This is a genomic window from Caenimonas aquaedulcis (genome assembly GCF_015831345.1).
GTDB lineage: Bacteria > Pseudomonadota > Gammaproteobacteria > Burkholderiales > Burkholderiaceae_C > Ramlibacter > Ramlibacter aquaedulcis.
This window is the reverse complement of sequence record NZ_JADWYS010000001.1, coordinates 1,028,255-1,051,334: the sequence shown is the minus strand read 5'-3', so window position 1 is coordinate 1,051,334 and position 23,080 is coordinate 1,028,255. Positions and strand designations below refer to the sequence as shown.

The window sequence follows — 23,080 nt, the reverse complement described above, 5'->3', positions numbered from 1 at the left end:
TGAGACTACAGATTCCCCGCCCGCGCAATCACAACTCCATCACAATTGCGCCCCAACCGGGAATACGTCACCCTCAAGCCGTGCGGATCACCGTGATGTGCTCCGTCCCGCTCTCCGGCAGCCAGATCTCGCCCGGGCGTCCCAGGATCTGCCGGACATTGGCGCCGTCGCGCGGGAGGGCGTGGCGCTCGAACTTTTCGGTGCGCAGATCGAAGCTCAGGATGGCGTTGCTGCCCCAGTCGCTCACCCACGGCGTGTCGTGTTCGTCCACATAGACGGCGTAGATGCGGGGACTCGCGCCCGGCGCTTTCCACTGGCGCCACGCGCCCGATTGCGAGTCGTGCATGGAAAGCTGCCCGCTGTTCCACTCGCTCACCCAGATGCGCCCCTTGCCGTCGCTCCACACCCGCCGCGCGCCCTGGTTGCGGGTGGGCGGATCCACGACGTGGGCCTCGCCGGTGCGCCGGTCGATGCGCGCGATGTAGGAGCTGGCGAGCGAGCAGAACCAGACGTCGCCCGCCGGCGTGGCGCAGATGCCGTACGCGCCGTGGCCGCGCGGCGCTTGCGTCGCGCTCACCTGGCCGGTCTTGACCGACACCTTGCCGTACCAGCCGTTCTGGCCGGTGTACCAGAGGTCGCCGTCACCGTCGAAGGCGCAGGTATTGAGGTTGGCATTCGGCGTGCCGGCCGGCAGGCGCATGACCCGGACCTGACGGTCCGGCCAGCCGACCCGGACGATGGCGTTCTGGCCGCCGTCGGTGATCCAGGCGGCGTGGTCGGGGCCCTGGATGACGCCGTGCGGGGCCGAGCCGCCGCCCAGCGCCACGAGTTCCGTCTTGCCCGACTTGGGGTCGAACCAGCCGAGGTGCCCGCTGGCCTGCGCGGTGAACCAGACGCCGCCGTCGGGCGCGGGCGCGACATCGTGGATGCCGGTGCGGCGCGGTGTGCCCAGTGCCCAGGATTGCATGCGGGCCGGGGTTTGCGCCAGGGCGGGCAGGGTGCGCGACAGCAGCATCGCGGTGCCGGCGGCGAGGACGCCGCGCCTGGTGATTGCCTGCATCTCGACCTCCTGGGGTGCGGGGGAGGCGCAGATTGTCGCGCGTTCCGGCGCGACGCGGGGGGCGTTTGCGCCCGCTTCAGTGGACCGTCGGTTCCACCGAGGGCACGGCCATCTCGCGGCCCACCATCGCCTTGGCGAAGAAGTAGTTGTTGCGCGCCCGCTCGCTCAGCGCGTCCAGGTCGACGCGGCCCATGGGGTCGCAGGGGAAGGCGTAGCCGCGGCCGCTGTTGAAGAGGGAGCGGAAGCAGAGGCGGTAGGGGGAGTGGGGCTGCTCGGTCATGGATGTACTCCTGTCGGCCCCGCGACTGCGCGAAGACCGTGGAGCCATCTTGGTTCACGCGCCCGCGTTTCGCCTCGGCCCGAAGGCCGCGCCTGCCTCGGCCGGAGGGCCTACATCAGGCGCCGCCCCACATCTCCTGCGCGGTTTCCACCACCAGCCGCAGCTTGGCGCGCTGCGCCTCCACCGCGATGTTGTTGCCGTGGACCGTGCTGGAGAAGCCGCATTGCGGCGACAGCGCGAGCTGCTCCATGGGCGCGTACTTCGCGGCTTCCTCGATGCGGCGCTTGAGCGAGTCCTTGGACTCCATCTCGCCGAACTTGGTCGTCACGAGGCCGAGGACGACGGTCTTGCCCTTGGGCAGGTAGCGCAGCGGGCGGAAGTCGCCCGAGCGGTCGTCGTCGTATTCGAGGAAGTATGCATCGAGGTCCATCTCCTTGAGCAGCGCCTCGGCGACGGGCTCGTAGTTGCCGGCAGCCGCATGCGTGCTCTTGAAGTTGCCGCGGCACAGGTGCATGGCCAGCAGCATGCCGGCGGGCTTCTGCGCCACGACCTTGTTGATGAACTTCGCGTAGCGGTGCGGCAGCTCGTTGGGGTCGTCGCCGCGCTGGCGGGCGGCTTCGCGCATCTTTTCGTCGCACAGGTAGGCCATGTTGGTGTCGTCCATCTGCACGTAGGTGCAGCCGGCCGCCGCGAGCGAGCGCAGTTCGTCCCCGTAGGCCTTTGCGACGTCGTCGTAGAACACGGGATCGAGTTCCGGGTACGCCTCCTTGCTGATGCCCGCGCGGCCGCCGCGGAAATGCAGCATGGTCGGCGAGGGGATGCAGACCTTGGGCGTGCGGCCCGCGCTCACCTGGCCCTTGAGGTACTGGAAGTCCGCGAGCTGGATGTCCTTCGCGTGGCGCACCTTGTCGATGACGCGCATGACCGGCGGCGCGAGTTCCTCTGTGCCGTCGGGCTTGCGGATCGTGACCGGGATGTCCGTCTTCACGCCGCCCAGCTGCTCCAGGAAATCGATGTGGAAGTAAGTGCGGCGGAACTCGCCGTCGGTGATGCTTTTGAGGCCCACGTCCTCCTGGAACTTCACGATCTCCGCGATCGCCTTGTCCTCGACCTCGCGCAGCTGCGCCGGCGTGATCTCGCCCCTGGCCTTGCGCTCCCGCGCCTCCAGCAGGTATTTCGGTCGCAGGAAGCTGCCGACGTGGTCGTAGCGTGCAGGCAATTGCGTCATGGGTGTCTCCTTGGGTTGAATGCGGGTGGCGCGTCAGAGGTCCAGCACCAGCAGCCTGCTTCGCGCGCGCGAGCAGCAGGGCGTGAACTGGTCGTTCGCGGCCTTCTCCTCGTCGGTGAAATACAGGTCGCGATGGTCGGGCTCGCCTTCGAGCACGCGCGTGATGCAGGTGCCGCACACGCCCTGCTCGCAGGAGGTGAGGATGTCCACGCCCCGGGCCTGCAGGGCCTGGACCACGGTCTGGTCCTTCGCGACGTCGTAGGTCTTTCCGGTGCTCGCGATCTTGACCTGGAAGGCGCCGTCGGCGGCGTGGTCCTGCGGTGCCGCGGTGAAGTATTCGAGGTGGAGCTGCGACGCGGGCCAGCCCATGCCTTGCGCCACCTGCAGCACATGGTTGATGAAGCCGGCGGGGCCGCAGATGTAGGCATGGGTGCCCGGGTCGGGCGGGCCCAGGTCCTGCGGCACATTGAGGATCTGCTGCGGGCCCGCGTCGTCGAAATGGAAGCGGACCTTGTCCGCGAATGCGGAGGCGGCGATCTCTTCGAGGAATGCCGTGCGTTCCTTCGAGCGCGCGCTGTAGTGCAGGGTGAAGTCCGCATCGATCGCCGCGAGACGCTGCGCCATGCACAGGAGAGGCGTGACACCGATGCCACCCGCGAACAGCAGGGTGCGTTGCGCGTGCACGAGGGGAAAGTGGTTGCGCGGCTCGCTGATGCGGATCACGTCGCCCTCGTTCACGGCGTCGTGCATGCCTTTCGAGCCGCCGCGCGTCGCAGGGTCGCGCAACACCGCGATGCGATAGCGGTGCTGTTCGCCCGAGTCGTTGCACAGCGAATACTGCCGCGTGAGCCCGCCGGGCACCTGCACGTCGATGTGGGAGCCCGCGCTGAACGAGGGCAACGGGGCGCCGTCGGCACGTTCGAGCTCGAAGCTCGCGATGCCCTCCGCTTCGCGGCGCTTGCGCAGCACCTTCACTTCGAGAGGTTCCATGGTCAGGCCGCCTGTGCCTGCGGCTGTTCGAGCGCGATGAGCCGGTCGAGGATGCGCCGCGACTGCACCCCGCCGGCGTCGATATTGAGCATCAGCAGCTTGCGTCCGGGATGCAGCGAGAGGTTGCGCTGCTGCGCCTCGAGGACCACCGTGTCCTCGGCGAACACCCTGGCCTGGCCGTCGCGGATCTGCGCCGTGAGGGCCTTGTCCTTCGGCGCGAAATTGCGCGCCATGCCCCAGAAGTACCACATCGAGGTTTCCGTCTCCGGCGTGAGGAAGTCCACCACGATGCTGGAGACCTTGTCCTTCGGATCGGCGTCGTAGCCGCCCTTGCCGGCGTGCGCCACGCCCACTTCGATCATCACGTGGCTGGGCGGCGTGAAATGGCACACCTGCCAGCGGTCCACCGGCACGTCGTCGGCGAGCTGGTTGCCGCGCAGGTTGGCGCGCCAGAAAGGCGGGGGCATGACGTTGTTCATGAAGCGGCGGGTCACCACGTGGTCGCCCTCCGCCTTCGTCGTCACCGGCGCTTCATCGATCTCCTTCTGCCCGATGCTCGTGGTGTGCACGTAGGTCTCGTGGGTGAGGTCCATCAGGTTGTCGATCATGAGGCGGTAGTCGCACTTCACGTGGTACATGCCGCCGCCGTACGCCCAGTCGGGACTCTCGGCCCACTCGAGGTGATGGATGGTCGACGCGTCCGCGAGCTGCGCGTCGCCGGGCCATACCCAGATGAAGCCGTAGCGCTCGACCGCGGGATAGCTGCGGATGCGCGGGAAGCCCTGCACGCGCTGGCCGGGCATGGACACCGTCTTGCCGTCGCAGCCCATGGTGAGGCCGTGGTAGCCGCACACGAGCTGGCCTTCGCAAACCTGGCCGAACGAGAGCGCCGCACCGCGGTGCGGGCAGAAGTCTTCCAGCGCGGCGACCTTGCCTTCGGCACCGCGATAAAAGACGATTTTTTCGCCGCAGATGGTGCGGCCGAGCGGCTTGTCGTCGATTTCGGTGGGCGTGCAGGCCACGTACCAGGCGTTCTTGGGAAACATGTCGTCCTTCGCTTGCGTCGCGGAAATTATGCGAGCAAAATCGCTCGCTGTATACATCCACCCCGTTGCTTTGCGTGTGAATTGCAAAATTAGAGGTATTTGGCATTAACAAGATCGCTTCCGTGTATACCGACGAGCCTGCCGAGGCTGGTGCGTCCCAAGCGGTGCGGGCGCAGTTGCGCCTGCGCGAGATGATCCTCGCGGGGGAACTTCCCGGGGGCGCGCGCATCGCGGAACTGGCGCTGGTCGACCTGCTCGGCGTGTCGCGCACACCCATCCGCGCGGCCCTCGTGCGGCTCGAGCAGGAGGGCCTGCTGGAGTCGCTGCGCAACGGCGGCTTCGCGGTGCGGACTTTCTCCGAAAACGATGCGTCCGATGCGATCGAGCTGCGCGGCACGGTCGAGGGCATGGCCGCGCGGCTGGCGGCGGAGCGCGGGGCGCCTGCTGCGGTCCTGGCCGGCGCGTCCGCTTGTCTCGCCCGCATCGACGACGTCCTCGCCCGGCCCGCGCTGGACGACGACGCCTTCCTCGCCTACGTGACGCTCAACCGCGAGTTCCACCAGCTCCTCAGCGAGATGTCGGGCAGCGCGGTGGTGCAGCGCGAGATCGAGCGGGTGGTCAACCTTCCCTTCGCATCGCCTTCCGCGTTCGTCGTGCTCCAGGCCAACGCGCCGCGCGCGCGCGACATGCTCGTCGTCGCGCAGGACCAGCATCGCCAGGTGCTCGAGGCGATCACGCGGCGCGAAGGCTCGCGCGCGGAAGCGCTGATGCGGGAGCACTCCCGCATCGCCCGGCGCAACCTCGGCGAGGTGATGCGCCAGCGCGCGGAAGACCTGGCGCGGATGCCCGCGGCGCGGCTGATCCGCAAGCGGTCCCCATGAAGTTCGCATGAAGAACAACTGTCCTCGATACGAACAATCGCTATACTCGCCGCCGTCAGGCGAGAGATGAATTCCCACCTACCGGAGACAACGATGCAACGACGTACCTTCACCGCCCTCGGCCTGGCCGTGGCCGCCTTCGCCGCGAGCCCGCCGGCCCTTGCGCAGTCCACCCCCTTCAAGATCGGCCTGATCCTGCCCATGACGGGGCAGCAGGCGACGACCGGCCGGCAGATCGAAGCGGCCGCGCGCCTGTACATGGCGCAGAACGGCGATACCGTGAATGGACGCAAGATCGAACTGATCCTGAAGGACGACACCAGCCTGCCGGACACGACGCGCCGGCTCGCGCAGGAACTCGTGGTGAACGACAAGGTGGACGTGCTCGCCGGCTTCGGCATCACGCCCTCGGCCCTGGCCACCGCGCCGATCGCCACGCAGTCGAAGACGCCGGAAGTCGTGATGGCCGCGGCGACGTCGAGCATCACGGAAGCCTCGCCCTACATCGTGCGCACCAGCTTCACGCTGCCGCAGGTGTCGGTCGCGCTCGCGGACTGGGCGCCGAAGAACGGCATCAAGAAGGTCGTGAGCCTCGTGAGCGACTACGGTCCCGGCATCGACGCCGAGAAGTTCTTCAAGGACCGCCTCACCTTCAACGGCGGCCAGGTCACCGAGTCGCTGCGCGTGCCGCTGCGCAACCCGGACTTCGCCCCCTTCCTGCAGAAGGTGCGCGACCTGAAGCCGGACGCGCTGTTCGTGTTCGTGCCGTCCGGCGCGGGCGCGGCGGTGATGAAGCAGTTCCTGGAACGCGGCATGGACAAGGCCGGCATCAAGCTGATCGCCACCGGCGACGTGACCGACGACGACCAGCTCAACGACATGGGCGATGGCGCGCTGGGCGTCGTCACGTCGCATCACTATTCGGCGGCGCACCCTTCGGCCGCGAACAAGAAATTCGTCGAGGCGTTCAGCAAGGCCAACAAGGGCCTGCGTCCGAACTTCATGGCAGTCGGCGGCTATGACGGCATGCGCGTCATCTACGAAGCGCTGAAGAAGACCGGCGGCAAGGGCGGCGGCGATGCGTTGCTCGCCGCGATGAAGGGCCAGATCTTCGAGAGCCCGCGCGGCCCCGTGTTCATCGATGCGCAAACGCGCGACATCGTGCAGAACGTGTACCTGCGCAAGGTCGAGAAGAAGGACGGCCAGCTCTACAACGTCGAGTTCGACGTGATCAAGGACGTGAAGGATCCGGGCAAGACGAAGTGATGGATTGCGCAGCGCGTCCGCAATGACGGGAGCCCGATGCTGACCATCCTCTTCGACGGCATCGCCTACGGGATGCTGCTGTTCATCCTCGCCGTCGGGCTGGCGGTGACGATGGGGCTGATGAATTTCATCAACCTCGCCCACGGCGCCTTCGCGATGGTCGGGGGCTACATCACGGTGCTGCTGATGCAGCGCCTGGATGTTCCCTTCCTCCTGTGCCTGCCGCTCGCCTTCGCAGGGGCGGCGTTGCTGGGCGCCGTGCTCGAGCGCACGCTCTACCGCCCGCTGTATGGGAAGCCCCACCTGGACCAGGTGCTGTTTTCCATCGGCCTCGTGTTCATGGCGGTCGCCGCCTTCGACTACTTCGTCGGTTCCACGCAGCAGATCGTGCAGTTGCCCGCATGGCTCAAGGGCCGCACCGAGATCGGCAGCGGCGCCTGGACGCTGGGCATGGGGCATTACCGGTTGTTCATCATCGCCATCTGCGCGGCGCTCACCGTGGGGCTGCAGTTCATCCTCGCGCGCACGCGCTTCGGCAGCCGCCTGCGGGCATCCGTCGACGACCAGCGCGTCGCGGCGGGCATGGGGATCAACGTCAACGTGGTGTTCCTCTCGACCTTCGCGTTCGGCTCGGGCCTGGCGGGCCTGGGCGGCGCGCTCGGCGCGGAAGTGCTGGGGCTCGACCCGAGCTTCCCGCTGAAGTTCATGATCTATTTCCTCATCGTCGTCGCGGTCGGCGGCACGTCGTCCATCACCGGTCCGCTGCTGGCCGCGCTGCTGCTCGGCATCGCCGACGTGGCGGGCAAGTACTACATCCCCAAGATGGGCGCCTTCATCGTGTACAGCCTGATGATCGTGATCCTGATCTGGCGGCCGCAGGGCCTTTTCGTGCGGCGTGGCGGACGGGCATGAGCGCATCGCAAACCTCCCTGCGCCGCAGTGCGCGCATCCGCCCCTGGGAGCCGGTGCTGTGGCTGCTCGCCTTCGCGGCGCCGGTGGTGTTGCCATCGCATGCCGCGCTGGTGAACGAGATCGCGATCGTCGCGCTCTTCGCGGTGTCGCTCGACCTCGTCCTCGGCTACACCGGCATCGTGTCGCTGGGGCATGCGGCTTTCTTCGGCATCGGTGCCTACACCGCGGCATTGCTGGCCAAGCACGTGAACGCCGACCCCTTGCTCGGCCTCGCGGCCGCGGCGGGCGTCGCCACGCTCCTCGGCGCGGCGGCGAGCCTCACGATCATGCGCGGCAGCGACCTCACGCGGCTGATGGTGACGCTCGGCTTCGCGCTCATCCTGCTGGAACTCGCCAACAAGCTCGATTGGCTCACGGGCGGCGCCGATGGCCTGCAGGGGGTCGTAATGAATCCGCTGCTCGGGCGCTTCGAGTTCGACCTGGGGGGACGTACCGCCGCGTTCTACTCGCTGACCGTGTTGCTGGTGCTGTTCCTGCTCGCGCGCCGCCTCGTGCATTCGCCCTTCGGCGCGACGCTCAAGGCGATCCGCGACAACCGGCTGCGGGCGATGGCCATCGGGATCCCGGTGCGTTCTCGCCTGGCGGTGATCTACACGGTCGCCGCGGGCGTCGCGGGGATCGCCGGCGCGCTTCTCGCACAGACGACGGGCTTCGCGTCGCTGGACGTGTTCGAGTTCCACCGCTCGGCCGACGTGATGCTGGTGCTGGTCGTCGGAGGCGCGGGTTGGCTCTACGGAGGCGTCGCGGGAGCCATCGTGTTCAAGCTGATGCAGGACGCGCTCTCGGCCGTCACGCCGCAGTACTGGACATTCTGGATCGGCCTGTTCCTCGTGGTGCTGGTGCTCGCCGGACGCGAACGACTGCTGCGCCCGTGGACGTGGTGGAAGCGGGCACGGCCGTGAGCGAGGTCGTGCTTTCCGCGCAGGGGCTGGTGATGCGCTTCGGCGGCATCGTCGCGACGAACGACGTGACGCTGGAAGTACGGCGCGGCGCACGCCATGCGCTGATCGGGCCGAACGGCGCCGGCAAGACCACCCTCGTGAACCTGCTCACGGGCGTGCTGGAACCCACGGCGGGCCGCATCGTGCTGGAAGGCGAAGACATCACACGGCTTGCACCGCACCAGCGCGTGCGCCGGGGCATGGTGCGCACCTTCCAGATCAACCAGCTGTTCAACTCGATGACGCCGCGCGAGACGCTGGCGCTGGTCGTGTCGCAGCAGCGCGGGCTGGGCGGACGCTGGTGGCAGGGCCTGGGCGCGAACGCGCAGGTGGGCGAGCGCTGCGACCAGCTGCTCGGGCAGTTCCGCCTCGCCGAGGTGGCCGACCAGCGCGTCGAGTTGCTCGCCTACGGCAAGCGCAGGCTGCTGGAGATCGCAATCGCGCTCGCCTGCGAGCCGCGCTTGCTGCTTCTGGACGAACCCGTCGCGGGCGTGCCCGCCGGCGAGCGCGAGGAGTTGCTGCAGACCGTCGCCGCGCTGCCGGCCGATGTCTCGGTGCTGCTGATCGAGCACGACATGGACCTCGTCTTCAGCTTCGCGAACCGCATGACGGTGCTGGTCAATGGGACGGTGCTGACCGAGGGCGACCCGGACCAGATCGCCAATGACCCGCAGGTGAAGGCGGTGTACCTCGGGCATGGGGAAGAGGCGGCGCATGGCTGAGTTGCTCGCCATCGACAAGCTGAGCGCCGGTTACGGCGAGGCGGTGGTGCTGCACGACGTGTCGCTGCGCCTCGACCAGGGCCACACGCTCGCGCTCCTCGGCCGCAACGGCACGGGCAAGACGACGCTCATCAACACGCTCGCCGGGGCCACGCGGCAGCATGGAGGGACGCTCTTGCTCGGTGGTGTTGCGCTGCACAAGCTGGCGCCGCACCAGCGGGCCGCGGCCGGCATCGGCTGGGTCCCGCAGGAGCGCAACATCTTCAAGTCGCTCACCGTGCACGAGAACCTGACCGCCGTGGCGCGGCCGGGCAAGTGGACGCCCGAGGGTGTCTACGCCATGTTTCCGCGCCTGGCCGAGCGCAAGGGCAACCTCGGCACGCAGTTGTCGGGCGGGGAGCAACAGATGCTCGCCGTCGGCCGGGCGCTGGTGGTCAACCCGAAGCTGCTGCTGCTGGACGAACCGCTGGAAGGCCTCGCGCCCATCATCGTGGAAGAGCTGCTGCGGGCCATTCGCCGCATCACGCGCGAGGAGGGGCTGTCCGCGATCATCGTCGAGCAGCATCCGCAGGCCATCCTGGCGATTTCCGACAGCGCCGTGGTGCTCGATCGCGGCACGATCGCGCACGCGGGGAGCGCGAAGGAATTGCGCGAGCAGCCGCAGCTGCTCGACCGGCTGCTGGGCGTGTCGCGCTAGAGCGTTTCGATACATACGACGGCGTTGGGGGAATCGCCACGTGCGCGGATGGCGCTGCGATACTGGCCGCGGGGCGATGTGTTTCGCCCCAGGGGGAATTGCCCATGGGCCAAGTCATCCGGAAAGACGCGGAACCCGAGTTCCAGCACAGCAGCTTCGTGCAGTCGTGCGCCTACTGCGGAGCACGGTTCGCGGTGTTCGTTTCGCGCGAGCGCGGCGGCGACGCCGAAGAAGGCTACGCCTGCCCCGAATGCGACAAGTCCTATCACACGCATGCGGCGCTCGAGCCGATGGTCAGCCTGCTCGCCGCGCGCAGCGACGGCAAGAAGGACAGGTACCAGGAGACGATGTTCTAGGCTCCATGAAAAAAGCCGGATCGCTCCGGCTTTTTTCATGTGCGGCAACCGGGAGTCACAGCGTGTCGATGAACGAGCGCAGCTTGTCCGAGCGGCTCGGGTGCTTCAGCTTGCGCAGGGCCTTGGCCTCGATCTGGCGGATGCGCTCGCGGGTCACGTCGAACTGCTTGCCGACTTCTTCCAGCGTGTGGTCCGTGCTCATCTCGATGCCGAAGCGCATGCGCAGCACCTTGGCTTCGCGCGGCGTCAGCGAGTCGAGGATGTCCTTGACCACATCGCGCAGGCCCGCCTGCATCGCGGCCTCGATCGGCGCGGTGTTGGCCTGGTCCTCGATGAAGTCGCCCAGGTGGGAATCGTCGTCGTCGCCGATCGGCGTCTCCATGGAGATCGGCTCCTTGGCGATCTTCATGATCTTGCGGATCTTGTCTTCCGGGATCTCCATCTTGGCGGCCAGGATGCCGGCGTCCGGCTCGAAGCCGAATTCCTGCAAGTGCTGGCGCGAGATGCGGTTCATCTTGTTGATCGTCTCGATCATGTGCACCGGGATGCGGATCGTGCGGGCCTGGTCCGCGATGGAACGCGTGATGGCCTGGCGGATCCACCAGGTCGCATACGTGGAGAACTTGTAGCCGCGGCGGTATTCGAACTTGTCCACCGCCTTCATCAGGCCGATGTTGCCTTCCTGGATCAGGTCCAGGAACTGCAGGCCGCGGTTGGTGTACTTCTTGGCGATGGAGATCACGAGGCGCAGGTTGGCCTCGATCATTTCCTTCTTCGCTTCGCGGGACGATGCCTCGCCCTCGTTCATGCGCTTGTTGATGTCCTTCAGCTGCGCGAGGGGCACGACCACCTTCGATTGCAGGTCGGCGAGTTTTTGCTGCAGTTCCTGGATCGGCGGGATGTTGCGCGCGATCACGGTGGACCACGGCTTGCCCGCGGCGGCCTGCTTCTCGACCCACTTCTGGTTCAGCAGGTTGGGCGGGAACTCCTTGATGAAGGTTTCCTGCGGCATGCCGCACTTGTCCACGATGATGCGGCGCAGCTCGCGCTCCTTCTTGCGCACGTCGTCCACCTGGCCGCGCACCATGTCGCACAGCTTCTCGATGGTCTTGGCCGTGAAGCGGATGGTCATCAGCTCCTCGGACAGGGCGTGCTGCGCCTTCACGTAGGCGGGCGTGCCCCAGCCTTCCTTGTCGTAGATGCGGTGCACCTTCTCGAAGAGGCCGTGGATGCGGTCGAAGCGCTCGAGCGCCTGCGACTTGAGCTCCTCGAGCTTCTTGGTCAGCGCCTTGGAGCCGCCGTTGCCGTCGTCGTCGTCATCGGCGTCGAATTCGTCGAAGTCCTCTTCGGCAACGTAGTCGTCGGCCTCGTTCGGGTTGGAGAAGCCGTCCACCACCGTGGAGATGACGATCTTGCCTTCGCGGATCTCGTGCGCCAGGCGCAGGATTTCGGCGATGGTCGCGGGGGAGGCGGAGATCGCCTCCATCATCGCCATCAGGCCGCCTTCGATACGCTTGGCGATCTCGATTTCGCCTTCGCGCGTGAGCAGCTCCACCGTGCCCATCTCGCGCATGTACATGCGCACGGGGTCGGTCGTGCGGCCGAACTCGCTGTCCACGGTGGACAGGGCGGCTTCGGCTTCCTCTTCCGCTTCTTCCACGGTCGCCGCGGTGGGCGTCGTGTTGTTCAGCAGCAGCATCTCGGCGTCGGGCGTCTGCTCGTACACCGCCACGCCCAGGTCGTTGAGCATGGTCACCACCACTTCGAGCGTTTCCGCGTCGATCAGCTTGTCGGGCAGGTGGTCGGAGATTTCGGAGTGCGTGAGGTAGCCGCGCGTCTTGCCGAGGGTGATCAGGGTCTTCAGGCGCTGGCGGCGCTTGGCCATGTCCTCTTCGGACAGGACGGTTTCGTCCAGGCCGAATTCCTTCATCAGGGCGCGTTCCTTTGCCTTGCTGATCTTCATGCGCAGCGGCTTGACCTTCTCGGTCGCCGCTTCGACGACGGGCTCGCCCTGCAGGTCGTCCTCGATGTCCGACATGTCCGCGTCATCGCCGCCCGGTTTGCCGTCGGCGTCCTTGGGCTTGCGGCCGCGCTTGGCACCGGTGGCCTTGCCCGCGGCTTCAGGCGCCGCGGAGGCTGCCTTGGGCGGGCGGCCCGGTTTCTTCTTCACCACCTCTTCGGTGGCGGCTTTCAGAGGCTTTTTCACCTCGTCCTTGGCGGCGGCTTTCTCGGTGGTCTTGGCGGGGGTCTTCGTTGCGGACACTGGCGGTGCTTTCGTTGCGGCCTTGGCGGCTGGCTTGGGCTTCGGTTTCGGCTCGGTCTTCACGACCTTGAGCTTGACCTTGGCCGGGGGCGGTTTGATCACTTTTTTCGCGACAGGTTTCGCGGCTTGCTTGACGAGCTTTCCGGACTTTTGAGCGGGCATGAACTAATACCTCGGGTCATCAAAAAAACAGAAACACAAAAAGCGCCACGACGGCCCGGCGCGGGTGGAAGGGACGGCGTGGGCCGGGGAACGGCTCAGCTGTCCTTTGCGGGGCAAGATGGGTGGGCGAACATTTGGGGTGCAGTCCTTGCGGTAGGTAGGCCGGTCGGGAAGCTGTGTCCGCGGTGGGCCGGGTCCGGAGGTGCTGCTGTCGCTCTTGCCGCTAGCAACCTTACATTATACCGCCAACGCGTAAATTCAAGGGCTGCCGGTGCGCTCGCCGGCCAGGAGGCGCTTGAGCTCCTCGTAGGCGGCCGGGTCGCTGCGGGCGCGCTCGACGAGCGCCGTGCGCCGTTCCGCATCGAGGCGGGCGCGTTCCTTCGCGAGGATCTGCCGCAGTTCGCTCAGGTCGTGCTCGATGTCCGGCAGCATCTTTTCCACCTGGTCGACCAGGAAAGGCTCGAATTCGTGGCCCGACAGCGCCGCCCGCAAGGCCTCCCAGGGTTGGGGGCCGTGTTCGTGCACCTGGCTGTCGAGCCAGGCGAAGAGGGGGCCGTGGGGCGGGGCGAGCTCGCACAGCAGGTGGTGGTCGTCATGGCTGAGCGCGTCCCAGGCCATGGCGTCCATGAAGACGATCTGCAGGGCGCGGTCGGCCCGGCCGGGCGGCAGCGTGCGTCCCGGCCTCCTTGGGCGGTAGGGTTCGCGCCGGCGGACGGGCTGCGCGGGCGCGGCGTCGCCCCACAGGCTGGAGAGCTCGCGCGACTCCAGCTGGGCGAGCGCCGCGATCTCACCCAGCAGCTGGCGCTTGAGCGCGCCGTCGGGCAGCGCCGTCCACAGCGGCTTCGCGTTGGCGGCCATGTGCGCGCGTCCTTCCGCGGTGGCGAGGTCGCAGCCCTCGCGCGCTGCGTCGATCAGGAAGCGGCTGAGGGGGATGGCGTCGCTGACATAGCGGGAAAACGCGTCGCGGCCGAACTCGCGGATGTAGCTGTCCGGGTCATGCTCGGAGGGCAGGAACAGGAACTTGACGGTGCGCACGTCGGTCGCATAGGGCAGGGCGCCGTCGAGCGCCTTGCGCGCCGCGCGCCGCCCGGCGTCGTCGCCATCGAAGCTGAACACCACGGAGTCGGTGAAGCGAAAGAGCTTCTGCACGTGCTCCGTGGTGCAGGCCGTGCCCAGCGTCGCCACCGCGTTCGGAAAGCCCAGCTGCGCCAGGGCCACGACGTCCATGTAGCCCTCGGTCACCAGCACGAAGCCCTGTTCGCGCAGCGCCTGCCGCGCCTCGAACAGGCCGTACAGCTCGCGCCCCTTGCTGAAGACGGGCGTCTCGGGCGAGTTGAGGTACTTCGGTTTGTCGTCGCCCAGCACGCGGCCGCCGAAGCCGATGCATTCGCCCTTGACGTTGCGGATGGGGAACATCACGCGGTCGCGGAAGCGGTCGTAGCGCTTGTCCTCGTCCTCGTTGACGATGACGAGGCCGCTTTCCACGAGCAGCGGGTCGTCGTAATTGGGAAATACGCTCGCGAGGCTGCGCCATCCTTCGGGCGCGTAACCCAGGCCGAACTGTTTCGCGATCTCGCCGGACAGGCCGCGGCCCTTGAAGTAGTCGATCGCGCGCGGCGATGCCCGCAGGTGCTTGCGGTACGCCTCGCCGGCCTTCTCCAGCACGTCGGTGAGTGTGGCCTGCTTCTCGCGCTGCTGCGCGGCGCGCGCGCGGTCCTGCGGCGACGCGTCTTCCTCGGGCACCTGCATGCCGTACTGGCCCGCGAGGTCCTTTACCGCCTCGACGAAGTTCATGCCCGCGTGTTCCATGAGGAAGCCGATGGCGTTGCCGTTCTTGCCGCAGCCGAAGCAGTGATAGAACTGCTTAGTGGGGCTCACGGTGAAGGACGGCGATTTTTCGGCGTGGAAGGGGCACAGGCCGGAATAGTTGGCGCCGGTCTTTTTGAGCTGGACGTAGCGCCCGACGATTTCCACCACATCGGCACGCGCCACCAACTCCTGGATGAAACTCTGAGGGATCGCCATCGTTTGCGTATTCTTACCTAATGCCACGGGGCACCGAAAAGCCTTAACCTCTGCGCACACCGGGAAGCGACCCGGGAGCCACCGGAGACACAGCATGCCGAACATTTTCGACCAGGGGCTGGCGCGCAACGGCGCGAACTTCGCGCCGATCTCGCCGTTGTCGTTCATCGAGCGGACCGCGGAGGTTTATCCGGAGCGCCTGGCCGTGGTGCACGGCGACCTGCGGCGCAACTGGGCGCAAGTCTACGACCGCTGCCGCCGCCTCGCGAGCGCGCTGGCAAGGCGTGGCGTCGGCAAGGGAGACACCGTCGCCGTCATGCTGCCGAACACGCCGCCCATGGTGGAGGCGCACTTCGGCATCCCGATGGCGGGCGCGGTGCTCAATGCGCTCAACACGCGGCTGGACGCCGAGACGATCGCGTTCATGCTGGACCACGGCGAGGCGAAGGTCGTCATCGTGGACCCGGAATTCGCACCTGTGATGAAGCGCGCGATCGCGCTGCGGCAATCGAAGGCGCCGCTCGCCGTGATCGACGTGGAGGACGAGGTCTACACCGGGCCCGTCGAGCGGATCGGCGCGCTCACCTACGAACAGCTGCTGGCCGAAGGCGATGCGCAATACGCGTGGCAATTGCCCGGCGACGAGTGGGATGCCATCGCGCTGAATTACACGAGCGGCACCACGGGCAATCCCAAGGGCGTGGTCTATCACCACCGCGGCGCGGCGGTCAACGCGGTCTCGAACATCCTCGAGTGGGACATGGCGCGGCATCCCGTCTACCTGTGGACCCTGCCCATGTTCCACTGCAACGGCTGGTGCTTCCCCTGGACCGTCGCCGCGCGGGCGGGGGTGAACGTGTGCCTGCGCAAGGTCGAGGCCAAGGCGATGATCGATGCGATCGCGGCGCACGGCGTCACCCATTACTGCGGCGCGCCCATCGTGCACGGCATGCTGGTCAATGCCCCTGACGAGATGAAGCGCGGGCTTCCCACCGGCGTGAAGGCCATGGTGGCCGGCGCGGCGCCGCCCGCCTCGATGATCGAAGGCATGGAGCGCATGGGCTTCGACCTCACGCACGTCTACGGCCTCACCGAGGTGTACGGCCCCGCGACGGTGTGCCCGAAGCACGACGAGTGGAACGAGGTCGACATCGGCGAGCGGGCGAGGCTCAATGCGCGGCAGGGCGTGCGCTACCACCTGCAGCGCGATGCGCGCGTGATCGACCCCGCGACCATGCAGCCCGTCCCGCTGGACGGCGAGACCATGGGCGAGATCATGTTCCGCGGCAACATCACGATGAAGGGCTACCTGAAAAATCCCGCAGCCACGGCGGAAGCCTTCGCCGGCGGCTGGTTCCACACCGGCGACCTCGCGGTGCAATATCCCGACGGCTACATCAAGATCAAGGACCGCAGCAAGGACATCATCATCTCGGGCGGCGAGAACATTTCGTCGATCGAGGTGGAGGATGTGCTCTACCGCCACCCGGATGTGCTCGCCGCCGCGGTCGTCGCCAGGCCGGACGCGCGCTGGGGCGAGACGCCATGTGCCTTCGTCGAGCTGAAGGCGGGCGCGTCGCTGAAGGCCGAGGACATCGTCGCGCACTGCAAGAAGCACCTCGCGGGCTTCAAGGTGCCCCGCGCCGTGGTCTTCGGCGAGCTGCCGAAGACCTCCACCGGCAAGATCCAGAAGTTCGAGCTGCGCAAGCAGGCAGGCTCGGCGGCGGCGATCGACGTCTGACCCCACGGCGGGCCGCGCGCGCGGCATACTGGGCCTTGCCATGTCCCTGCTCAGTCCCGCCGTCGCCCACATCCTCAAGAGTCCCGGCGCCTTCGCCTGGCGCGTGCTGAAGGCTTTCAAGAAGAACCAGGGCCTGCTGCTCGCAGGCGCCGTCGCCTATTACGCGCTGCTGTCGGTCGTGCCGCTGCTCATCCTCGCGGTGATCGCGCTGTCGCATGTGATCGACCAGCAGGAGCTGCTCGTCACCCTGGGCCGCTATCTCGAATGGCTGATCCCGGGGCAGTCCAAGGCCATGGTGGGCGAATTGCGCAACTTCCTGGACCACAAGGAAGTCATCGGCTGGCTGCTGCTCGTCACGATGCTGTTTTTCAGCTCGCTCGCCTTCACCGTCCTGGAGAACGCGATGACGGTGATCTTCCTGCACCGCATCGCGGTGCGCAAGCGCCGCTACATCGTGTCCGCGCTGCTGCCCTACATCTACATCCTGTGCCTGGGGTTCGGGCTGCTCGTGATGACGCTGGTATCGGGCAGCCTGCAGGCGATGGGGCAGGAGAGCGTGGAGTTCCTCGGCTACGAGTGGTCGCTCAAGGGTGTGTCCGGCGTGCTGCTCTACGTGCTGGGCCTCACGGGGGAGATCTTCGTGCTGAGCTCGGTGTACATGGTGATGCCGGTGGGCCGCCTGTCGTGGCGCCACGCGCTGATCGGCGGCGCGACGGCGGCACTGCTGTGGGAGATCACGCGCCATATCCTGGTCTGGTATTTCAACACCCTGTCGCAGGTGAACGTGGTGTACGGCTCGCTCACGACGGCCATCGTCGTGCTGTTCAGCCTGGAGATCGGCGCGACTCTGCTGTTGCTCGGCGCGCAGGTGATCTCCGAGTTCGAGCGGGTGGAACTTCCGGAGGAACCGCCCAAGCGCAATCCACTGCGCGTCGGCGGCGGCGAGGCCGAGCGGCCGATCGTCAATCGCCCCTGACCACGCCCTCGCGGCGCGGGTCGGCGCCGCCGAACCAGCCGCGTTCGGCGCGCTGGATCGCCTGCAAGCCGCTCGTGAGCGTTTCTTCGCGCACTTCCGCGCCGCGTGCGCGCAGGGCATCGACGGTGGCCGGCGGGAAGCGCCCGGCTTCGAGGACGCTCGGCCCGTTGAGGGAGCCGAAGTTCGGCAGGTCGATGGCGCGCTGCGCGTCCAGGCCCCAGTCGAGCACACCGTAGATCGTCTTCGCGGTGAAGTGGATGAGGAACGCGCCGCCGGGGCTGCCCACGCTCATCTCGAAACGGCCGCTCGCCTTGTCGAACACCAGCGTGGGCGACATCGAGGAGCGCGGCCGCTTGCCGGGCTGTACGCGATTGGCGATAGGCAGGCCCTGCGCATCTGCGGGCGTGAAGCTGAAATCGGTGAGCTCGTTGTTCAGCAGGAAGCCGCCGGCGCCACCGTGCACGCTCACCATCTGCCGCGCGCCGAACTGGCCTTCCACGGTGGTCGTCATCGCGATAGCGTTGCCGTAGCTGTCGACGATGCTGATGTGCGAGGTGCCCTGCTCGACCTGCTGGGGCATCGGCGCGAGCGATGTTGTCCCGGGTGCCGGTGTTCCGGCCACCGCGCGGCGCATGCTCTTGCCGGCGGGCGAGGTGTCGATGAGCTTCGCGCGCTGCGCGAGGTAGGCCGGGGCGAGCAGCGTGGACCAGTTCCCGCCGGGCGCCTGCACGAAGGCGGGGTCGGCCACGTAACGGTCGCGGTCCGCGAAGGCGAGACGCGAGGCTTCGGTGTAGAGGTGCAGCCAGGGTGCGGACGGCGCGGGCGCGCTCGTCCCGGCCACGCCGCCGAACCCGGTTTCGAGCGGCATTCCCGAAGCCGGTGTGTTCTCCAGGATGCCGAGGATCTGGCCGATCGCGATCGTGCCGGAGGAGGGGGGCGGGAATCCGCAGAGGCGCCAGTCGCGGCCACGCGCACGATGATCGTGGCAGATCGGCTCGCGCCTCTTCGCTTCGTAGCCGGCGAGGTCCGCGAGGCTCAGGCGGCCGGGGTTCGTGGGGTGCGAACGTACCTTGTCGACGATCGCCTGCGCCACCTCGCCTTCGAGCAACCCCTTCGATCCCTGCGCCGCGATCTTTCGCAGCACCTCGGCGAGTTCAGGATTGCGCAGCAGGTCGCCCGCGTCGCGGGCGTGGCCATCGGGTCGATAGAGATACGCGGCCGCGACGGGGTCCTTGCGCAGGTACGTATCCGATTCCGCGAGCATGTGCAGCCGGGGGCCGATGTGAAAGCCCTGCTCGGCCAGCGTGATCGCAGGCTGGAACAGGGTGGCCCAAGGCAGCTTGCCGTATTGCCGGTGCGCCATCTCCAGCATGCGGACCGCGCCCGGGACGCCGACCGAACGGCCGCCGACGACGGCTTCGTAGAACGAGAGCGGCTTGCCGTCGGCCGCGAGGAACATGCGTTCGTCCGCGGCAGCCGGCGCGGTTTCGCGTCCGTCGAATGCTTCGACTTCCTTTCCGTCGAAGTGAAGCAGCAGCGCGCCGCCGCCGATGCCGCTGGATTGCGGCTCGACGAGCGCGAGGACCATCTGGACCGCGATCGCGGCGTCCACGGCCGAGCCGCCGGCCTTGAGGACCTGGTAGCCCGCGTCCGTCGCAAGCGGATTGGCGGCGGCGACGGAAAACCGGCTCGTCGCCCATCCGGGCTTCGGCGTGTAGCCCGACCCGCTCTCGGGCTGGTTGGGGATGGCGTAGTCGAATCGCGCCGGCGCCGTGCATGCCGCGACGCCAAGCGCGGCGGCGCAGAGCGCGAGGCGGAACCTCACCTCGGCGCGAGGCGGATCGCGCCGTCGAGGCGGATCACCTCGCCGTTGAGCATGTCGTTTTCGAAGATGTGCTTCGCGAGCTTCGCGTAGTCCTCGGGGGTGCCGAGGCGGGAGGGGAAGGGCACGCTGGCGGCGAGCGCGTCCTGCACGTCCTTGGGCATGCCGAACAGCATCGGCGTGCCGAAGATGCCCGGTGCGATCGTCATGTTGCGGATGCCGTTGCGCGACAGGTCACGCGCGATCGGCAAGGTCATGCCGACGACGCCGCCCTTGGACGCGCTGTAGGCGGCCTGGCCGATCTGGCCGTCGTACGCGGCGACGGAAGCGGTGGAGATCATGCAGCCGCGCTCGCCCGTCGATTCCGGCTCGTTCTTGCACATCGCGTCGGCGGCGAGGCGGATCATGTTGAAGCTGCCCACGAGGTTCACCATGATGGTCTTCGTGTAGACGGCCAGCGAATGCGCGCCGTTCTTGCCCACGGTCTTTTCCGCCGGCGCGATGCCCGCGCAGTTCACGAGCCCCATTAGCTTGCCCATCGACACCGCCTTGGCCACCACGGCTTGGCCGTCGGCCTCCTGGCTCACGTCGCACTTGACGAAAGCGCCGCCGATGTCCTTCGCGACTGCCTCGCCCTTGTCGGCCTGCATGTCCGCGATGACGACCTTGCCGCCGGCCGCGGCGAGCATGCGCGCCGTGCCTTCGCCGAGCCCGGAGGCCCCGCCGGTGACGATGAAGACCTTGCCGCTGATGTCCATGGAAACTCCTGGGTGCGTGTGGAAGTTGACGTTGACGTAAACGTCAATTATGTCCGATCCGCCTCACTTGAATCCGACGCGGTCCAGCATCTGCTGCACCTTGACCTGGTTCGCGCCGACCGCCGCGAGCGGGATGGTCTCGCTCTTGAAGTGTCCGCCGCTCATCGCCTTGAGCGCCGGATTGCTCACCTGCACACCTTTTGCGATGGGCCATTCGTTGTTGCCGTTGGCGAAGTAGTTCTGAGCGTCCGGGCTCGCGAGGTATTCGAGGAACTTCACCGCGGCATCCGGATGCTTGGCGTACTTCGCGACGGCGCCGCCCGCGATGTTGACGTGCGTGCCCCAGGACGACTGATTCGGGAAGACGACGCCCACACGCTCCATGAGCGCGCGGTCGTCCGGGTTGTTGGAGCGGATCAGGCGCGCGATGTAGTAGGTGTTGCTCACCGCCACCTGGCATTCGCCCGCGCCCACGGCCTTGATCTGGTCGACGTCGCCGCCCTTGGGGTCGCGCGCGAGGTTCGCGACCACGCCCTTGAGCCAGGCCTCCGCCTTCTGCTCGCCCATGTGTTCGGTGATCGCGCCGAAGAGCGACAGGTTATAGGGGTGGGAGCCCGAGCGGATGCAGATGCGGCCCTTGTTCTTCGGGTCGGCGAGTTCCTCGTAGGTGTCGACGTCCTCGCGCTTCACCTTCAGCTTGTCGTAGGCGATGACGCGGGCGCGCATGGAGAACCCGAACCAGGGTGTGCCCTCGGGCGTGGCCTTGCCGCGGTATTGCGCCGGGATCGCGTCGTCCAGCGCCCTGGACTTGACGGGCTGGAACATGCCCTCGACCTCGCCCTTGTAGAGGCGCGCTGCGTCGACCAGCAGGATCACGTCGGCGGGCGATGCGGCGCCTTCGGACTTCAGGCGCGCGATGATGCCGGCGTCGTCGGCGTCCACGCGGTTGATCCTGATGCCCGTGGCCTTCGTGAAGTTCGTATAGAGCGCTTCGTCGGTCGAATAGTGGCGCGCGGAATAGAGGTTCAGCACCTGGTCCTGGGCGTGGGCGCCGGTGGTGGCGGCCAGCAGGGTGAAAGCCAGCGCCGCAGTCTTGTGAGCCATGTAAATCCTTGGGAAATGCCTTGTGGAAGAATGGCACGATGATAAGTCAAACGCGAATCATTCTCAGTTGGAGGGCTGTGACAAGGACCAAGGCGGCCCTGGCCGCCGCCTGCCTTGGCCTGCTGGCGGCCTGCACGAGCGCGCCCGTCGTGCCCGAGCCGGTGGTGCCGCCGCAACCGGTCGCCAAGCGCGCGCCGCGCATCGGGCTCGCACTGGGCGGGGGCGCGGCGCGCGGATTCGCGCACGTGGGCGTGATCCAGGCGCTGGAGGAGGCCGGCATCCGGCCGGACTACGTGGTGGGCACTTCCGCCGGCAGCCTGGTCGCGTCGCTCTACGCGAGCGGGCGCAGCGGCAAGCAGCTGCGGCAGCTTGCCGAGTCGATGGAGGAGGCCGCCTTCACCGACTGGACGCTGCCGATTTTCAGCCGCGGCGTGCTGCGTGGCGAGGCGCTTGCGCGCTACGTCAACGGGGAAGTCGGCCACAAGCTGATCGAGCAGATGCCGCTGCCGCTGGGCATCGTCGCGACCGATCTCAACTCCGGGCAGGGCGTGCTCTTCCAGCGCGGCGACACGGGGACGGCGGTACGCGCCTCCAGCGCGGTGCCCGCGGTGTTCCTGCCGGTGAAGATCGGCACCCACGAATACGTGGACGGCGGACTGGTCGCGCCGGTGCCGGTGCGGTACGCGAAGCAGATGGGCGCCGAACTGGTGATCGCCGTCGACATTTCCAGCGCGCCCGAAGGAAACCCGGCCGGCGACACGATGCAGATCCTGCTGCAGACCTTCGCGATCATGGGCCAGTCCATCAACCACTTCGGCCTGCGCGAAGCGGACGTCGTGGTGCGTCCGGCGCTGGCGGGCGTGGGCGGTGCGGACTTCACCGCCCGCCGCCGCTCGATCGATGCGGGCCGCGCCGCCATGCAGCGGCTGCTGCCGCAGCTCAGGTCGGCGATCGAAGCGAAGACGAAGTGAGCGCCGCGGCGGACCGGAAATAAAAAAAGGGCAGACCTTGCGATCTGCCCTTGAAGGATCCCTGAACCCGTGAGGGTGTCGAAAGGACCCGAGGAGACAACTTGTGCTGTTTAGCGCTTCTTGGACGTGGTCGTCTTGGCAGCGTTGACGGCCTGGTTGGCGACCGCGTTGAAATTGGCTTCGGCGACGTCGGAAGCTTGCTTCACGGCCTTCTGCACGGATTCCAGGGCGTTGTTGCCGGCGGCAACGGCGCTCTTGAACACGGCGACGGCGGTTTCGCTGCCGGCCGGAGCGTTCTTGGCGGCGTTGTCGACGACGGCCAGGAACTTCTTCTGGGCTTCAGCGGCTTGCACTTCGAAAGCCTTGCCGAATTCGGCGCCGGTGCCCGAAGCGATGTCGTACAGGTGACGGCTGTAAGCGGCGGTCTTCTCGGCCAGGGGCTGGAAGAGGGCGGCTTGCAGGGCCAGCAGCTCTTGCGCGTCCTTGACGCCCATGATGGCTTGCGTGGTGCCGGCGGCTTCGGCCAGTGCGGCCTTGGAAGCGGTGACGTTCAGTTCGACCAGCTTCTCGACGCCTTCGAAGGCCTTGGTGGTCAGGCCGAAGAGGGTTTCGACGGAAGCTTTTTGCGAGGCGAGGACTTGTTCAGCGGTCAGCATGGAGATCTCCAATAAAAAGTGGGGTGTGGAACTCGGGGCCTGCGCTGAACACCGGTCTGTCGGGTCTATGTTGCAGTGCAGCATGGATTGAATTATAGGGACGGTGCGCCGGATGGCAAGCGGTTTTTGTTGCATTGCAGCAATCTAGGAACGCCCCCCTAAA

The 23,080-nt window shown here is 67.3% G+C and carries 21 protein-coding genes; 10 read left to right on the top strand and 11 right to left on the bottom strand.

Features of this window, described 5'->3' with window-relative positions; genetic code table 11:
- Positions 1–73: 73 nt before the first annotated feature.
- From I5803_RS05010 to I5803_RS04990, 5 genes are all read right to left on the bottom strand, one after another.
- On the bottom strand, positions 74–1,060 hold the full coding sequence (locus I5803_RS05010; protein WP_196985295.1) for a Vgb family protein: 987 nt from the start codon (positions 1,058–1,060) through the stop codon (positions 74–76).
- 76 nt (positions 1,061–1,136) lie between these two features.
- Positions 1,137–1,340, bottom strand: a complete 204-nt coding sequence (locus tag I5803_RS05005) for a hypothetical protein (protein WP_196985294.1) — start codon at positions 1,338–1,340, stop codon at positions 1,137–1,139.
- 115 nt (positions 1,341–1,455) lie between these two features.
- Positions 1,456–2,568, bottom strand: coding sequence for a 5-methyltetrahydropteroyltriglutamate--homocysteine S-methyltransferase (locus I5803_RS05000; RefSeq protein ID WP_196985293.1), 1,113 nt, complete (start codon positions 2,566–2,568; stop codon positions 1,456–1,458).
- A 33-nt stretch (positions 2,569–2,601) separates the two neighbouring features.
- Positions 2,602–3,558: a PDR/VanB family oxidoreductase gene (locus I5803_RS04995; protein ID WP_196985292.1), complete on the bottom strand. Its 957-nt coding sequence runs from the start codon at positions 3,556–3,558 to the stop codon at positions 2,602–2,604.
- A gap of 2 nt (positions 3,559–3,560) precedes the next feature.
- Complete coding sequence (locus I5803_RS04990; protein ID WP_196985291.1) at positions 3,561–4,604, bottom strand: aromatic ring-hydroxylating dioxygenase subunit alpha; 1,044 nt, start codon at positions 4,602–4,604, stop codon at positions 3,561–3,563.
- Between the two features lie 113 nt (positions 4,605–4,717).
- Here I5803_RS04990 and I5803_RS04985 point away from each other — a divergent pair, with 113 nt between their 5' ends.
- The 7 genes from I5803_RS04985 (at position 4,718) to I5803_RS04955 (ending at position 10,439) form a co-directional block, all read left to right on the top strand.
- Positions 4,718–5,485, top strand: coding sequence for a GntR family transcriptional regulator (locus I5803_RS04985; protein ID WP_435520871.1), 768 nt, complete (start codon positions 4,718–4,720; stop codon positions 5,483–5,485).
- 93 nt (positions 5,486–5,578) lie between these two features.
- On the top strand, positions 5,579–6,751 hold the full coding sequence (locus I5803_RS04980; protein ID WP_196985290.1) for an ABC transporter substrate-binding protein: 1,173 nt from the start codon (positions 5,579–5,581) through the stop codon (positions 6,749–6,751).
- 36 nt (positions 6,752–6,787) lie between these two features.
- Positions 6,788–7,663: a branched-chain amino acid ABC transporter permease gene (locus tag I5803_RS04975; RefSeq protein ID WP_196985289.1), complete on the top strand. Its 876-nt coding sequence runs from the start codon at positions 6,788–6,790 to the stop codon at positions 7,661–7,663.
- Positions 7,660–8,625: a branched-chain amino acid ABC transporter permease gene (locus I5803_RS04970; RefSeq protein ID WP_196985288.1), complete on the top strand. Its 966-nt coding sequence runs from the start codon at positions 7,660–7,662 to the stop codon at positions 8,623–8,625. The genes I5803_RS04975 and I5803_RS04970 overlap by 4 nt, the downstream gene beginning before the upstream one ends.
- Positions 8,626–8,657: 32 nt before the next feature.
- Entirely contained in the window at positions 8,658–9,386 is a 729-nt protein-coding gene (locus I5803_RS04965; RefSeq protein ID WP_196988460.1) for an ABC transporter ATP-binding protein, read from the top strand.
- On the top strand, positions 9,379–10,083 hold the full coding sequence (locus tag I5803_RS04960) for an ABC transporter ATP-binding protein (protein WP_196985287.1): 705 nt from the start codon (positions 9,379–9,381) through the stop codon (positions 10,081–10,083). The genes I5803_RS04965 and I5803_RS04960 overlap by 8 nt, the downstream gene beginning before the upstream one ends.
- A gap of 104 nt (positions 10,084–10,187) precedes the next feature.
- Positions 10,188–10,439 carry a hypothetical protein gene (locus I5803_RS04955; RefSeq protein ID WP_196985286.1) on the top strand — a complete coding sequence of 84 codons (252 nt, stop codon included), beginning with the start codon at positions 10,188–10,190 and terminating at the stop codon, positions 10,437–10,439.
- A gap of 55 nt (positions 10,440–10,494) precedes the next feature.
- Here I5803_RS04955 and rpoD read toward each other — a convergent pair whose 3' ends face one another.
- Positions 10,495–12,864, bottom strand: coding sequence for an RNA polymerase sigma factor RpoD (gene rpoD, locus I5803_RS04950; protein WP_196985285.1), 2,370 nt, complete (start codon positions 12,862–12,864; stop codon positions 10,495–10,497).
- A gap of 258 nt (positions 12,865–13,122) precedes the next feature.
- The gene (dnaG, locus tag I5803_RS04945; protein ID WP_196985284.1) at positions 13,123–14,889 is read right to left on the bottom strand and encodes a DNA primase; all 1,767 of its coding nucleotides are present in this window, start codon (positions 14,887–14,889) and stop codon (positions 13,123–13,125) included.
- A 94-nt stretch (positions 14,890–14,983) separates the two neighbouring features.
- Between dnaG and I5803_RS04940 the strand changes: the two genes are divergently transcribed.
- Together I5803_RS04940 and I5803_RS04935 are read left to right on the top strand one after the other, a co-directional pair.
- Entirely contained in the window at positions 14,984–16,630 is a 1,647-nt protein-coding gene (locus tag I5803_RS04940; RefSeq protein WP_196985283.1) for an acyl-CoA synthetase, read from the top strand.
- A gap of 40 nt (positions 16,631–16,670) precedes the next feature.
- Entirely contained in the window at positions 16,671–17,606 is a 936-nt protein-coding gene (locus I5803_RS04935; protein ID WP_196985282.1) for a YihY/virulence factor BrkB family protein, read from the top strand.
- Here the strand turns inward: I5803_RS04935 and I5803_RS04930 are convergent.
- The 3 genes from I5803_RS04930 to I5803_RS04920 form a co-directional block, all read right to left on the bottom strand.
- On the bottom strand, positions 17,593–19,431 hold the full coding sequence (locus I5803_RS04930) for a gamma-glutamyltransferase family protein (protein ID WP_196985281.1): 1,839 nt from the start codon (positions 19,429–19,431) through the stop codon (positions 17,593–17,595). The two genes, I5803_RS04935 and I5803_RS04930, sit on opposite strands and share 14 nt — an antisense overlap.
- Positions 19,428–20,186 (bottom strand): 3-hydroxyacyl-CoA dehydrogenase, encoded by a 759-nt coding sequence (locus I5803_RS04925; RefSeq protein WP_196985280.1) that lies wholly within the window; start codon positions 20,184–20,186, stop codon positions 19,428–19,430. Before I5803_RS04925 ends, I5803_RS04930 begins: the two co-directional genes overlap by 4 nt.
- A gap of 63 nt (positions 20,187–20,249) precedes the next feature.
- Positions 20,250–21,290 carry an extracellular solute-binding protein gene (locus I5803_RS04920; protein ID WP_196985279.1) on the bottom strand — a complete coding sequence of 347 codons (1,041 nt, stop codon included), beginning with the start codon at positions 21,288–21,290 and terminating at the stop codon, positions 20,250–20,252.
- A 77-nt stretch (positions 21,291–21,367) separates the two neighbouring features.
- On the opposite strand from I5803_RS04920, the gene I5803_RS04915 reads away from it, so the two are divergent.
- Positions 21,368–22,261, top strand: coding sequence for a patatin-like phospholipase family protein (locus I5803_RS04915; protein ID WP_354001622.1), 894 nt, complete (start codon positions 21,368–21,370; stop codon positions 22,259–22,261).
- A gap of 110 nt (positions 22,262–22,371) precedes the next feature.
- On the opposite strand, the gene I5803_RS04910 is transcribed toward I5803_RS04915, so the two are convergent.
- Positions 22,372–22,917: a phasin family protein gene (locus I5803_RS04910; protein ID WP_196985277.1), complete on the bottom strand. Its 546-nt coding sequence runs from the start codon at positions 22,915–22,917 to the stop codon at positions 22,372–22,374.
- Between the last annotated feature and the right edge of the window lie 163 nt (positions 22,918–23,080).

Coding starts and splice junctions, on each gene's coding strand:
- I5803_RS04920 (WP_196985279.1), bottom strand. CDS start 21,290: ATGGCTCACAAGACTGCGGCGCTGGCTTTCACCCTGCTGGCCGCCACC.
- I5803_RS04925 (WP_196985280.1), bottom strand. CDS start 20,186: ATGGACATCAGCGGCAAGGTCTTCATCGTCACCGGCGGGGCCTCCGGG.
- I5803_RS04975 (WP_196985289.1), top strand. CDS start 6,788: ATGCTGACCATCCTCTTCGACGGCATCGCCTACGGGATGCTGCTGTTC.
- dnaG (WP_196985284.1), bottom strand. CDS start 14,889: ATGGCGATCCCTCAGAGTTTCATCCAGGAGTTGGTGGCGCGTGCCGAT.
- rpoD (WP_196985285.1), bottom strand. CDS start 12,864: ATGCCCGCTCAAAAGTCCGGAAAGCTCGTCAAGCAAGCCGCGAAACCT.
- I5803_RS05000 (WP_196985293.1), bottom strand. CDS start 2,568: ATGACGCAATTGCCTGCACGCTACGACCACGTCGGCAGCTTCCTGCGA.
- I5803_RS04965 (WP_196988460.1), top strand. CDS start 8,658: ATGCGCTTCGGCGGCATCGTCGCGACGAACGACGTGACGCTGGAAGTA.
- I5803_RS04910 (WP_196985277.1), bottom strand. CDS start 22,917: ATGCTGACCGCTGAACAAGTCCTCGCCTCGCAAAAAGCTTCCGTCGAA.
- I5803_RS04935 (WP_196985282.1), top strand. CDS start 16,671: ATGTCCCTGCTCAGTCCCGCCGTCGCCCACATCCTCAAGAGTCCCGGC.
- I5803_RS04980 (WP_196985290.1), top strand. CDS start 5,579: ATGCAACGACGTACCTTCACCGCCCTCGGCCTGGCCGTGGCCGCCTTC.
- I5803_RS04990 (WP_196985291.1), bottom strand. CDS start 4,604: ATGTTTCCCAAGAACGCCTGGTACGTGGCCTGCACGCCCACCGAAATC.
- I5803_RS04940 (WP_196985283.1), top strand. CDS start 14,984: ATGCCGAACATTTTCGACCAGGGGCTGGCGCGCAACGGCGCGAACTTC.
- I5803_RS05005 (WP_196985294.1), bottom strand. CDS start 1,340: ATGACCGAGCAGCCCCACTCCCCCTACCGCCTCTGCTTCCGCTCCCTC.
- I5803_RS04995 (WP_196985292.1), bottom strand. CDS start 3,558: ATGGAACCTCTCGAAGTGAAGGTGCTGCGCAAGCGCCGCGAAGCGGAG.
- I5803_RS04970 (WP_196985288.1), top strand. CDS start 7,660: ATGAGCGCATCGCAAACCTCCCTGCGCCGCAGTGCGCGCATCCGCCCC.
- I5803_RS05010 (WP_196985295.1), bottom strand. CDS start 1,060: ATGCAGGCAATCACCAGGCGCGGCGTCCTCGCCGCCGGCACCGCGATG.
- I5803_RS04960 (WP_196985287.1), top strand. CDS start 9,379: ATGGCTGAGTTGCTCGCCATCGACAAGCTGAGCGCCGGTTACGGCGAG.
- I5803_RS04955 (WP_196985286.1), top strand. CDS start 10,188: ATGGGCCAAGTCATCCGGAAAGACGCGGAACCCGAGTTCCAGCACAGC.